General features: G+C 35.2%; 11 protein-coding genes. 7 read left to right on the top strand and 4 right to left on the bottom strand.

What is annotated here, in order from left to right; translation table 11 throughout:
• Nucleotides 1-21: 21 nt before the first annotated feature.
• Genes ACS127_RS09805 through ACS127_RS09820 form a run of 4 tightly spaced genes read right to left on the bottom strand, consistent with a single transcriptional unit; the run spans nt 22 to nt 3,238 of the window.
• Nucleotides 22-519: a hypothetical protein gene (locus ACS127_RS09805; protein ID WP_440894861.1), complete on the bottom strand. Its 498-nt coding sequence runs from the start codon at nt 517-519 to the stop codon at nt 22-24.
• A 19-nt stretch (nt 520-538) separates the two neighbouring features.
• Entirely contained in the window at nt 539-859 is a 321-nt protein-coding gene (locus tag ACS127_RS09810; protein WP_440894862.1) for a PTS cellobiose transporter subunit IIA, read from the bottom strand.
• A 12-nt stretch (nt 860-871) separates the two neighbouring features.
• Entirely contained in the window at nt 872-2,902 is a 2,031-nt protein-coding gene (locus ACS127_RS09815) for a BglG family transcription antiterminator (RefSeq protein WP_440894863.1), read from the bottom strand.
• A gap of 21 nt (nt 2,903-2,923) precedes the next feature.
• Nucleotides 2,924-3,238, bottom strand: a complete 315-nt coding sequence (locus ACS127_RS09820; RefSeq protein WP_440894864.1) for a PTS cellobiose transporter subunit IIB — start codon at nt 3,236-3,238, stop codon at nt 2,924-2,926.
• A gap of 1,028 nt (nt 3,239-4,266) precedes the next feature.
• On the opposite strand from ACS127_RS09820, the gene ACS127_RS09825 reads away from it, so the two are divergent.
• The 7 genes from ACS127_RS09825 (at nt 4,267) to uxuA (ending at nt 13,948) form a co-directional block, all read left to right on the top strand.
• On the top strand, nt 4,267-4,947 hold the full coding sequence (locus ACS127_RS09825) for a GntR family transcriptional regulator (RefSeq protein WP_440894865.1): 681 nt from the start codon (nt 4,267-4,269) through the stop codon (nt 4,945-4,947).
• Between the two features lie 788 nt (nt 4,948-5,735).
• Nucleotides 5,736-7,817 carry an alpha-glucuronidase family glycosyl hydrolase gene (locus ACS127_RS09830; protein ID WP_440894866.1) on the top strand — a complete coding sequence of 694 codons (2,082 nt, stop codon included), beginning with the start codon at nt 5,736-5,738 and terminating at the stop codon, nt 7,815-7,817.
• 448 nt (nt 7,818-8,265) lie between these two features.
• Entirely contained in the window at nt 8,266-9,597 is a 1,332-nt protein-coding gene (locus tag ACS127_RS09835; RefSeq protein ID WP_440894867.1) for an ABC transporter substrate-binding protein, read from the top strand.
• A gap of 72 nt (nt 9,598-9,669) precedes the next feature.
• Nucleotides 9,670-10,536 carry a carbohydrate ABC transporter permease gene (locus ACS127_RS09840; protein ID WP_440894868.1) on the top strand — a complete coding sequence of 289 codons (867 nt, stop codon included), beginning with the start codon at nt 9,670-9,672 and terminating at the stop codon, nt 10,534-10,536.
• A gap of 21 nt (nt 10,537-10,557) precedes the next feature.
• Complete coding sequence (locus ACS127_RS09845) at nt 10,558-11,421, top strand: carbohydrate ABC transporter permease (RefSeq protein WP_440894869.1); 864 nt, start codon at nt 10,558-10,560, stop codon at nt 11,419-11,421.
• 285 nt (nt 11,422-11,706) lie between these two features.
• Nucleotides 11,707-12,552: an SDR family oxidoreductase gene (locus tag ACS127_RS09850; RefSeq protein WP_440894870.1), complete on the top strand. Its 846-nt coding sequence runs from the start codon at nt 11,707-11,709 to the stop codon at nt 12,550-12,552.
• A 334-nt stretch (nt 12,553-12,886) separates the two neighbouring features.
• Complete coding sequence (gene uxuA / locus ACS127_RS09855; protein ID WP_440894871.1) at nt 12,887-13,948, top strand: mannonate dehydratase; 1,062 nt, start codon at nt 12,887-12,889, stop codon at nt 13,946-13,948.
• Nucleotides 13,949-13,962 lie beyond the last annotated feature (14 nt).

A 13,962-nucleotide genomic window follows, 5' to 3' on the forward strand; every position in this document is an offset into this window, starting at 1 on the left:
ACCACTCACTTTCTATTTATTCTATTTGGCTAACTCTTTGATATATTTATAATGTTTATCCTTTTGCAAATAGATATTCTTGATTCTATTCAGACAGCTTATCGACATGACAATACCAACTAACAATATGAATATAATGACAGCACGAGCGGTTGAGGTATTGGTCAAAAAGGGAAATAGGTTGTGATATCCCCATCTTGTGATAGTGAGTACCAGAAGTACCAGATTAAAAATCATCTGAACATATTGATAAATGAAATGATAGCGTAATTTATTCTGTGCTTCTGCAGTTATATCACCATAAAGTCTAGCATGTTCAAAAATGGCTGGTATCGTGAGCAATAATAATATGACTGGTATTAAAATGAAAATACTTTTGCTCATAAACAATGCTAAAGTCCAGTACAGATTTGAGAAAAAGAAACCAGCTAAAATGTATCGTAATAAAAGAAAACGATTATAGTGGAAATTTTTAATAGCTGTCTCATTCTTCAATTGATTTATCCTTTTATCAACCATATCTTTGTATCCTTTCTCTTTACTTGTCAGAAATGCTCTGATATAAAGCCAACATCTCAGTTGCTACCTCTTTAAGGGTCATTGTTGTCATTAAATGATCTTGAGCGTGTACCATGATAATTTCCATTTCAATCTTTTCTCCATTAGCATATTCTCGTAAAAAGCCAGTTTGCACTCTATGAGCTTTGACCAATAAGTCATTAGCTTTCGCTAAACTTTTTTCAACTTCTGCATATTCTCCCTGTCGCATATTCTTAAACCCTTCATGGACAAGGGTTCGAGCATCACCACTACTTAATATGATATCGAAGGCTACTTCTTGTAATTTTTCGGCTTCCATTTTTCCACTCCTTTACGAACTTTCCAGATTGTTTTGCTCAATTTGCTGAATAAATGCAGCAACGAAATGGTCAAAGGCAGTACTGTTTACCAATTTTCGCCGAAAACAATCGTCGTCAATGATCGGTACTAACATTTCACTCACGCGATCTAACTCAAATTGCCCTAGCTTATCTGGTGACAATAAAAAGACTAATTGTATATTTGGATGCTCCTCGTCCCATTTAATTCCTTTTGGTGCTATCGCAATGGCGACATAAGCTTTATTAGTCAAGGGTTCAATCGGATGGGGAACGGCTAAATGGTCAGAAAATGTTACTGCACTATAAGACTCTCTCAGCTTTAATTGCTTTAGAAAAGCTTCTTTTAAGGCTTTTCCTTCAGCATTTTCTAAATGATGAATTAAGTCATTTAATACTGCTTTTTTAGTAGAAGCTGTCTCAAGATAAATAAATAGTTCTGATTTAAAGCATTGTTCTATCAAAGAGATTTGTTTAGCAATCATTTCATTGGTTTGCTTTTTATCTATCTGAAATTGCTTAATTCCTTTAAAAGCAGAAAGTTCGTGATTAATTTTTTTGATATCTTCTTCACTTAGGAAAACGCTTACATTTACGATTGGAATATTTAGAGAGAGATGCGGAACATTGATGGAAGAAATAATTAGCTCTATTTTGCTCAAATCTTGATCAGCAATCTCATAGTAACTGATTACCTTCTCTATATAAATTTTTGACCCTAACTCTCGCTCTAAGCGGTTTTTTAGCATTTGTGAACTTCCTAGTCCCGTCGCACAGATGACTAAGACACGGGCTTTTTGCTCATTATAAAATCGTTCAACTGCGGCGGTTAAATGAATGGTGATATAAGCCCATTCGCTATCAGTCATTTGGTAAGCTTTAAATACTGGCATTTTTGAAAAAAAGTTTATCGTTAGGTCAAAGAGGTCAGGATAATGGCTTTTTATTTCATCTAAGAGTGGGTTTTCAATACTCGTTTGGTTTTGCAATCTAAGCAACAATGGCGTGAAATGCATCATTAAGCCATCAATCAAGATCATATCGTGTTCTAAATAGTAATCAGTTCTCTGATCAATTTCATTTAAAACGGTTAAGAGTTGTTCTTTGATTTCAGCTTCACTATAATCAGTCTTTTGAAAAATTTTTTTTGAGGCAATCTTATTTCGTAAGTGCATCGCAATAAAGTCAGCCTCTTCTGATGGGAATTTAATTTGCATGTTATTTTCAATACGTTGTAATATTTTTTTCGCTGTCTGGTACTCAAGAGAATTTATATCAATATTCATTGGCGATGATAACTCAATTTCAAAACCAGATTGCATTCGCTTAATGGCTAATCCGATATGCAAGACGAGATTGTAAACAATGAAATCCGAAAGTTTTAAGTGTGATTCTCGACACTCATCTAAAACAATAATGACAATTTCTTCAATACTGATACCTTCCAGAAAACTAGCATACATCGAAAAGGCATATAAATTATCTTGTAACCGATCCATAAAGAAATAATTCATAATAAAATGACGGATATTTCTCTCTTTTCCGATGGGAAACAGTCCTTTGTTGCTTTTACTTTTTAATTGCACTTCAAAAGGTTTGAGTAGTTTCTTAATTTCTACTAAATCATTAGAAATGGTCGAGCGAGAAACAAATAGTTCTGCTGCGATACGATCTACATAAACCTCACTTTGTTCAAAAAACAAGCGATTTAAAATGTAGTATTGACGATCCTTAGCTTCTTGAATGGTGGTTATATCCTTTAGAACAGGCTGACTTTGAATGGTCTTTAAATAAAAATGATCAAATGGCTTCTGCTTCTGAATCGTTAATTGGTAGCCACAATTTTGTTTGGCTGTAATATCAGCTAAATTTGCTCTTTCCAATTCACTTTTTAGCATGTGAAGATATTTTCGGGCTGTTTTATTGGAAATATCTAATTTTGCAGCAATCTCTTGGCTTGTCAAATAAGTATATCTATGGTCATATAATAGCCTGAGAATTTGTGTTTCTCGTTTACTCAACATTGCATATCAACCTCTATTATGTTAAATATTTTCTTTAACGAGATTTGCTAACTTTTCAATTCCCATTGGAATGGGAACATAGGCTTGTGGTGGGATACTAACAATCGGTTTATTCGTTTTTTTAGCTGCTTTAGCTAAACTATCAAAGTACATTTTGGTTTGTGGACTAACCAAGTATAAGTCATATTCATCTTTGGCAATAGCCGTAGTTCCTTGACTTTGAGAAGTTGCATTTAATTCGATGTCTTCACCATTATCGCGAAACATTTCTGTTGTCTTTTTTGCAATGACAGATGATGACATGCCACCCGCACAAATAATCAGAGCTCTTTTCATGATAAATTCCTCCTTGTATATTATGTTTAAGCCTAATAATTAATAGATTTTAGGCATCCACTTGTACCTTGAAAATTAAATAATAATCGTTAGTTACTTTATTCATTACTGGAGGGCGCAGCTTCGTAATGAGCGTATGCTCTCCTCGAAATTCTCACCGCTAGTGGCGATGACTTTTTAAAGCAAGCAAATGCTTGGGGACATACTCATTCTTTTGACCCTTTTTGATTAAATAGTTCCTCTTAGATGAGCTTCTCTTAAAGATAATTTTCTGATAGTGTGATGACTTTTTCACCTCCCTTTTTATCACAGTGTAACTGGCTGATTGACAAAAACACCACGTCCTGGGGCCGGGACTCAGAATAAACAAAACACTTATTCTTGCACTATCAAAGCAATAAAGGATTTTATTGGCGATAATCTAAGTCAAACGATGGTATTCGTCAGAAAGACTTGTCAATAAGCTAAGTTTTTCTAACATTATAAATACTAAAGTAGCCATACTTAGTGTGATTATTCGTTTCACCGACGACATTTGCAGTTACTCGTCCCACTGAAAAGATTTGCCGTATTGTCGGCACTAGCACTTCCTATGCGTTGAAGAAAACCTCCACTGAACGAAGTTCCACTTTATATTACAATCATATTAGACGGCGCTTACATTATGAATGCAATAAACTTCCCTTATAATGTGGCATATTTTTAGAACATTCATTTTAATTCTTAGCTAATCTGTCAAGTGTGCTGCGGTTACTCGCTCCACCGAAAAGATTTGGGACTGCGGTTACTCGTCCCACCGAAAAGATTTGTGCGTCGAAAACCATCCACTGATTGAAGTTTCGCTTTATGCCATCCCAATATTGAAGCTGTTTCTATGAAAGGATTTAGTAAATAGTTTTTTGATAATGACAAAGCAAGAAGTCGTTGGATAAGTTATTGACAAGCTATGGGAAAACTTGTACCTTTTAATTTTACATGATATTATTAGAAAAATAATCAAAAAAGAAATGGGGTAAAATGCAATTTTTATGATACCAATTAACCCTAAGTCTAATGGCTTAACTCGTGATGTTGTTTATGATCAAGTAAAAAAAAGAATTATAGATTTAGAATTAAAACCTAAAACTAAAATCTCTGAAACAGAGATTGCCAAAGAGTTAAATGTAAGTCGTACACCTGTGAGAGAGGCTTTTTTAATGCTTGCTCAAGAGGACTTGATTGGAATTTACCCACAAAAGGGGACCATTATCTCTGAAATTGATCTTGACCTTGTTGAGGAAGGACGCTTTGTTAGGGAAAATATCGAACGAGCTATTATTAAACAAGCCTGTAGCATGTTAAATGACGAACAACTATTTAGATTAGAATCCAATATGGCCATGCAAAAATTATGTTTGGAAAAAGGATCGTATCAACGTTTATTCGAACTGGATGAAGAATTTCATTTTTTACTATTTGAAGGCTGTAATAAGTTACGAACATGGAATATGGTTCGCCAAATGAATAGTCATTTTGATCGTTTGCGTGTACTTCGTTTAGCTTTAAATCTTGATTGGGAAGTAGTTGTTAATCAGCATGAAGAGTTACTCCAATACATTGAGCAACAAGAGAAGCAAAAGGCAGAGGATTTAATGGCTAAACATTTAAATTTAGTTAACTACGAAAAAGAAGATTTAAAGAAACAATACCCCGATTATTTCAAGAAGTAGTTATCATTGCTAATGCGGTCCATTTAATAATGCTTACTTTATAGGTAGGCTTTTTTTATGCTGGAAAATAATTTTTAATTAAACGTCAGATAATCATACCTGTTTATTAGTTATTGATTATTTGACGTTTTTCAATCTGTCAATAGCGTTTTATCGCAGTGTAACTAGTTAGCCGACAAAAACACCATGTCCTGGGACTGGGGCTCAGAATAAGTTAGACACTTATTCTTTCACGATCAAAGAAATAAAAGATTTTATTGGTGATCGTCTAAGTCAAACGATGGCTTTCGCCAGAAAGACTTGCTGATAAGCCAAGTTTTTTTCGAAGCTTGCTTTAGTGTGATTACTTGCCCCACTGAAGATATTTGCAGTTACTCGTCCCATCGTGCAAGGCTTACATCCTGCAGGCCTGGCTTCCACTGATTGAAGTTTTGTTTTATGGCTGTACTTGATTAAATGACAAGTGACTTTTTAGTTAAGTATGTTGAAAAAAAATAGTTAACCCGATATAATTATGTTTATTAGTATACTAGTAAACAAAAAAGAGTAGTTGTGAAGTTTTGAATTTCTTGTTTCTTTCATCTCTGTCTGTAGGTGATAGGTTATTAGGCAAGTGCATACACGAATAAAATAATCTATTCATAAGAGATGCATAGAAAGGTAGATGTCTATAAAAATAATAAAAGAAAACAGATAAGAATTAATGTTATATTTTTCTATTTTGACATCAATTTAAATTATGATTGAGTTTGAAGTTTACATACTAAATTTTTAGGAGGAAATGGGACATGATAGATCAAAGTAAAAATAGAACAGTTAAGACAGAGGAATTACCAAGTTACCAAGCTTGGCTACAGTACAAGCAGATTACTGATGATAGACTACATGCTATCTATAAAAAATGGTTAACAGCTATTAATGTTGTGACGAGTTCAGTGATTGTTGATTCAGCAGTTAGCGAGCTATTACTCGGTGTAGAATCAATGCTTGGTTATAAACCGGTAATAGCAGAATCAGCTGAAGAAGCTACGGTTGTTTTGGGAACGGTTGCAGATATAGGCGTTCATTATGATGAAGCTTTTTCGGATTTAGGTGAAGATGGTTTTGAAATTAAGGTTAGTCGTAATAAGAGTGGTAAGAAACAAATTTTTCTAGCTGGTCAGTTAGACCAAGGTGTTTTATATGCAGTATTTAATTTGCTTCGTTCATTGCAGATGCATCGTTCAATTGATCAGTTAGCTACGATTGAAACACCAAAAAATCAATTGCGTATGATTAATCAATGGGATAATATTGATGGGACAATTGAGCGAGGATATGCAGGGAAGTCAATCTTTTACCAAGAAAATGAGTTCCGAGCAGAAGAACGAATAAGAGACTATGCCCGTTTACTCGCATCTGTTGGAATCAATGCTATTTCAATTAATAATGTTAATGTTTGGGATACTGAAACAAATTTAATTACACCAAAGTACTTACCACAAGTACGTCGAGTGAGTGACATTTTTAATGCTTATGGTATTTCATTGTTCCTTAGTATTAACTACGCGAGTCCAATTACGATTGGAGTGCTTGATACGGCTGATCCTTTAGACCAGCGAGTGAAAGATTGGTGGAAAGAAAAGGCTACGGAAATTTACGAATACATTCCAAATTTTGGTGGTTTTGTAGTTAAAGCTGATTCAGAGGGGAGACCGGGTCCCTTTAGTTATAATCGTGATCATGCTGATGGTGCGAATATGCTGGCTGAAGCTTTAGAACCTTATAATGGGATTGTTGTTTGGCGCTGTTTTGTTTATAATCACCGGCAAGATTGGCGTGACCGGAACACAGATCGTGCTCGAGCTGCTTATGATCATTTTAAGCCAATCGATGGTAAATTTATGGATAATGTTATTTTACAAATAAAAAATGGCCCAATGGATTTTCAGGTTCGTGAGCCCATTTCTCCATTAATTGGTGCCTTACAGAAAACAAATTATATGCTGGAATTGCAGATCACTCAAGAATATACAGGTCAACAGATTGATTTATGCTATTTAATTCCACAATGGAAAGAAATTTTAAAATTTGACACACATGCTGAAGGTGAAGGGACGGAAATTAAAGATATTGCAAATGGTTATACGTTCGGTAATAAGCTTGGCGGTATAGCAGCAGTATCTAATATTGGAGACAACCCTAATTGGACTGGGCATGCATTAGCTCAAGCTAACTTATATGGATATGGTCGCTTAACTTGGGATCCTACTTTAAGCACTGAAGAAATTACGTGCGAATGGTTGAACTTAACTTTTGGTCATGAGTCAGATGTTATTGATATAATTGAGGAAATTTTATTAAAATCTTGGCCTGCTTACGAGAACTATACATCTCCCCTCGGAATTGGCTGGATGGTTAATCCGAATCATCATTATGGTCCAAACGTAGATGGTTATGAATATTCAAAATGGGGAACTTATCATTTTGCGGATCGTGATGGTATTGGTGTTGATCGAACAATTGAAACAGGAACCGGTTATGCTGGCCAATATTTCTCACCAAATGCTGAGATTTACAATGATTTAAATAAATGTCCAGATGATCTATTGTTGTTTTTCCATCATGTTCCATATTCACATGTTCTTCAATCAGGGAAAACTGTTATTCAGCATATCTACGATACTCATTTCCAAGGAGTCGAAGAGGTGAAAGAGTTTATTGATAAATGGGCTCAACTTGAAGGCAAAATGGATCAAGTCATTTTTGCTAATGTGCAAGAACGATTACAGCTCCAATTAGAGAATGCAATAGAATGGCGCGATCAAGTCAATACGTATTTCTTTCGTAAATCAGGTATTGATGATCAGCATAACCGGATGATTTATTAACAAAGAGTGAGTGATACTCATCATTAAAAAGACCCATCGGAAGAAGATTTTATTTTCCTCGATGGGTCTTTTAAATAATATTTCTAATCTTTAGAAAATGAGATTTCCTTTAAATAATAGCTGCCAATTGTATTAGCGCCGCTGTGTATCGGCAGTAACTACCAAATACAATAGATTTAGAAGATATAAAAAAATATTGAAATCTATTGAAATAGAAAAGAGGATTATATATAATAACTAGTATACTAGTTATACTAAAAAACTAAAAAGAACAACCGATTTACTTTTTCGGTTATTGGAAATAGAGGAGGTGTCTTTAACGAGCTATTTATCAGCTTAATGTAAGCGTTATGATTCTAAATGGTTAATGACTCAAACAAGCAGATAAGTTGAAGTAAGCATTTTTATGTAGTAAGCGCTTTTAAGAAGATTATTTGGAGGTAAGATAATGAAAAATAAAAAATGGATATTTACCATATTGATTGTATTTTCGTTAGTTATAGTTGGTTGCCAGCAAGGGGCTAATGAAGAAGAAAACGGTGATGAAAATGGGAATGACTCAAATGAAGTTGCAAATGATGTGACGACCTTGAGTGTGCTGCACAGCTTTACAGGTCAGCAACCGGAAGCTGCGGTTATTGAACCGGCTTTTGACCAGTTTGTTGAAGAACATGATGATGTTGAATTAAGCATTGAAACAGCTGGTGGAAACGATATTGAACAAGTGTTACGTGTACAAACATCAGCTGATGATGCCCCAGATGTATTTACTCACTGGGGAATGAGGAGAGTTGAGGATTATATTACCAATGGTGATATTCCAGACATTTCAGAACTCATCGAATCCGAACCTGAATTTGAAGAACTGTTTCGTGAGGGTTCTTTTGATGCCGTTACTTACCAAGATGGAATATATGGCTTACCATTTTTAGGTTATACTTATGCATTCGTAGTAAATACGGAATTGTTTGAGGAATATGACGTTGAAATCCCAACTAACTATGACGAATTGCTTGATGCCGTTATTACTTTTGAAGAAAATGGCTTAAGTCCGTTTGCAGCAAACAATCACAGTGCTCGGTATATGCTGCTAAATCTTTTTTCACAGAAAAAAACATCTGACGAGATGATTGATCATGCGACAGCTGAGACTCCATTTGCCGATGAGTTAGAGAGTGCTGCAGAAAAAGTTCAGGAATTAGCTTCGGCGGGGGCTTACCCAGATGGTTATTTAAATTTAGAAACAGGGCAAGCTGTTGAAATTTTCAATGCTGAACAAGCACCAATGCTCTATGTGCAAAATTGGGCACTGGGTAATCTAGATAGTGAACAAGCAGAAAAATATGAAGTCGTCCCATTTCCATTAGGCGATGATGATTCAGTACGAACAACCATTTCTGGAAATGGAACATTTATTTATATGAGTGATGATGCATATCAAGATCCAGAGAAGCGTGAGAAGGCATGGGAGCTAATGAAGTGGATTGCAGGTGCAGAGGTTGGAACTGAAATTATAGAAGAAGTTGGTAGTATACCGGCAATAGAAGCTGATTATGATGAATCTAAAATTAGTAAAATGCTAGCTGGAACATTAAATGATCTCGAAATGGCCGATAATGTAATTCCATCATATGATGAGGAGCTATTCGCATCAGAGGTCGAAAATGATTACTGGAATTTTACAGATTCCTTATTATTAGGTGATATAACACCTGAACAGTATGTTGAAGAAATGAATGCGCTTATCGAAGAATATCCAAATATGCAATTCGCTGAGTAGGTCTATGATTGATAGGTTAGGAAGTGGCAAGTTGGACTTCCTAACCTCAATGTGCACAGAGGAGGAAGCAAGATGGTACAAAAAAAACGGTGGACGCTGGTGTTTTTTGCAATTCCCACTTTATTATTCTACTTTTATTTCTTTATAAGCCCTCTAGCAAACACTTTTATCGTTAGCTTTTTTGAATGGGATGGGCTTTCAGAACAGATTTATAACGGAATAAACAATTATATTCAATTATTCCAAGACCCTGTATTTTATTCGGCGTTATTTAACTCAATGTATTGGGTACTTCTTGTTTTACTTGTTCAAATTCCAATTGCTTTTTTTCTTGCCTATTTTCTTTATCAAAAAGTGAAAGGATTCCGTTTACTGCGAACTGTTTACTTTATTCCGGTTGTGACATCAAGTGTTGCTATTTCATTGGCTTTCACTTTTATTTACAATCCTCAGTTCGGGATTCTAAATACACTATTAAATATGATAGGACTCGGCAATTTAACAACGGATTGGTTAGCTGATCCATCAACTGCAGTAACAGCAGTTGCATTACCGTTTGTATGGCAATTTATCGGATTGATGATGATCATTTTGTATTCTGGATTACAATCAATTCCCGAAGAGTTAATTGAGGCGGGAGAAGTTGATGGTGTTAATGCAGTGCAAAAGATTATTCATATCATTTTACCATCCATGAAACCCGTATTATCTATGTGTTTGATTTTAGCAATCACATATGCATTTAAACAATTTGATTATGTTTTACTTTTAACTGGTGGTGGTCCGGTACACTTAACGGAAGTATCTGGCTCATACATGTATAGTCAAGGTTTTGCGGAAAACAACTTCGGGTACGGAAATGCAATTGCTGTTGCGATGATGGTTATTGTGGTTGTTATTTCATTTATTATTAACAAGCTTTTCAAAACCGATGAATAAAAAATTAAGGGAGATTATAAGATGGCTCAACAAATAGAAGCAAAGAACGAAACAAGTTCAATTGTACGTTCACTGCCAAAAATTTTAAAATACATTTTTGTTTGGGGATTTTTCTTAATCAATTTTGGTTTGTTTGCATGGATAATTATGACCTCATTCAAAGACAATACTGAAATCTTTCAAAGTCCATTTGGTCTTCCAAAATCATTTAGCTTTGAAAATTATACTACCGTATTAACAGACGGTAATATGGCGTTGTATTTATGGAATAGTTTTATCGTAACAATAGTGACCATTGTAATTTGCCTTATATTAGGGACGACAATGTCTTATGTATTATCGCGTTTTCAATTTAGAGGGCGACAATTTCTTTATCTTTTATTTGTGATCGGTATTACTATTCCCTTACAGTCCTTGATTTTTCCAATGTTTTTTAGAATGCATGAATTGGGGCTAAGGGATTCATTATTTGGCATTATTATCGTCTATACTGCACTAAACTTACCGAAAACGGTATTTTTACTGGTCAGTTACATGAAAGGTATTGCAGGTGAAATGGAAGAAGCGGCAATAATGGATGGTTGTAATACTTGGCAGATTTTTTCAAAGATCATCTTACCATTGAGTAGACCTATGCTTGCTACTTCAGGAATTTTAATATTTTTATCAACATGGAATGAGTACGTCTTTGCGACAGTATTAATATCTTCTGATGCCAATGCAACTTTACCATTAGGCTTGGCCAATTTCCAAACAGAATATATTAGTCAATATGGTTTAATATCGTCAGGGATTATTGTTTCCATAATTCCAATCTTAATTGTGTATATCTTATTCCAAGAACAAGTGGTTAAAGGAATGGCCTCTGGAGCGGTCAAAGGTTAATATAGTCGGTATATTAGAGTGTTAGTCATGAATAGCTAATATGAACAGTTTAAGATAGCAAACTAAATATGATTTTATTGAGATTAAATGAAGAAATCTTGAAATTAACTGATCGATTTCGAAAAATTGGATGAAAAAAATATGACTTTTAATGTAGAAATCAAACAATGCACATAAAAAAACCTGCACTGTGCAGGTTTTTAAAATTTGCTTTAATCTGATTTGATTGAGTAAGGAATAGCAGACCATAAAATAGTGCTTGAACATAAGACGGGAGGAAAAAGAATGAAACCGATACACAATCATTTAAAAAACAAGGTAGCTGTAATTACTGGGGGTGGCGGTGTGCTCTGCGGTTCAATGGCTCGTGAATTAGCTAATCATGGGATGAAAATTGCCATTTTGAATTATCCAAAAGAATTTGGCGACAGAACGGCAGAGGATATTAATAAAAAGGGTGGAGAAGCAATCTCAGTATTTTGTGATGTGACCAAAAAAGACATTGTTGAACAAGCCAGAGATGAGGTAGTGGAGGTGTTCGGTCGGGTCGATCTGCTAATTAATGGGGCGGGTGGTAACCACCCAGAAGGAACGACTACAAATGAGGTCTATCATGAACAAGATATAGCTGACCCTGAAATACGTAGTTTTTTTGATTTAACCCATGATGGGTTTAATCATGTCTTTAATCTCAATTTAATGGGAACCCTCTTGCCATCACAAATCTTCACAGAAGAATTATTGAAAACTAAAGGGTCCATTATTAACATGTCATCAATGAGTGCACCCTCTCCAATGACTAAAGTCCCCGCCTATAGTGCGGCTAAAGCTGGGATCGACAACTTTACCCAATGGATGGCCGTTCATTTTGGAAAAACAGGGATCAGAGTTAATGCACTTGCACCTGGCTTTTTCTTGACGGAACAAAACCGAGCTCTTTTGACCAATGAAGATGGTTCATATACAGAAAGGACGTTAAAGATCTTATCACAAACACCTATGGAAAAACTAGGTAAACCTGAAGATCTTTATGGTGCGCTTCTGTGGTTAGCGGATGACACTTACAGTGGTTTTGTAACAGGAATAAGTATACCGATTGATGGTGGCTTTATGGCCTATTCAGGGGTTTAAGAGAGCTATCGATGTTTTATTCCCTTTTAGAATAAAACGAAAAGGATGAATGTATCGCTATTTGCTGTCAAGTGCCAGGTGATCTAGTTATAAAAATTGTCCGATGGTTGTTCATGGTGATAGTTCATTTACTGAAATGACGATTGATGCAACGTTAGTTGAGAGTATTTTATGACGATGGATAGACTACCATGTTTCCTCATCATTACAAGGGAACATGGTAGTCTATGAGCAAAACATAATACCACTGTGATTTCGGTTTTTTTAGCACTAAATGAGGCAAAGTGTGTCTATCAACTTGGTACTTAATAATAAATAACTTGGGGGAAGAAAAATGCGAATGATGCTTAGGTGGTTTGGTAAAGGGAATGATCCTGTCCCATTAGCCCATATGAAACAAGTTCCGGGAGTAGAAGGGGTTGTTTGGGCACTTCATGACTTACCAGCTGGTGAGGTTTGGCCAGAGGAACGCATTGCTGAAGTAAAAAAGCAAGCAGAAGAATACGACTTGAATATTGATGTCGTTGAAAGTGTAAATATTCATGAAGATATAAAATTGGGCTTACCAACACGGCAAAAATATATAGACAATTATAAAACAACGATTAAAAATCTAGCGAATTATGGTGTAAAAGTGATTTGTTATAATTTTATGCCGGTATTCGATTGGGTACGAACTGATTTACACAAAATGAATGATGATGGAGCAACTTCAATGTTTTTGGAAAAAAGTCAGATTGAAAATGTTGATCCGATGACACTTGTTAAAACAATTTTTCATGATAACAGTTACTCTATGCCGGGCTGGGAACCGGGCCGATTAAAAGACTTAGCAAAACTATTTAAGTTATATGAAGATGTTACGGAAGAAAGTCTATGGAACAATTTACACTATTTTTTAGAACAAGTCATTCCTGTTGCTGAGCAATATGATGTCAAATTAGCTATTCACCCTGACGATCCACCCTATTCGGTATTTGGATTGCCGCGAATTATAAAAAATGGTCAAGATCTGGAACGTTTAACCGATTTAATCGATAGTAAGTATAATGGCATCACTTTTTGCACGGGTTCATTAGGGATTAATCCAGAGAATCGATTAACAGAAATGATTAGAAAATTTGCTGATCGAATTCACTTCGTCCATCTTCGCAATCAAAAAATATACGAGAATGGAGATATACTTGAAACATCACACAGAACGAAAGATGGAAGTCTTTATATGAATGACATTGTTAAAGTATTATCTGAAGTTGGTTTTTGTGGTTATGCTCGGCCGGATCATGGTAGACAAATTTGGGATGAAAACGCCCGCCCTGGCTATGGCTTTTACGATAGGGCTCTTGGTATTATGTATCTATGGGGATTATGGGATTCATTTAATCAGAACTCATAACTAGAATAGAATGT

It is taken from the genome of Amphibacillus sp. Q70 (genome assembly GCF_052055485.1).
Lineage (GTDB): Bacteria > Bacillota > Bacilli > Bacillales > Amphibacillaceae > Amphibacillus.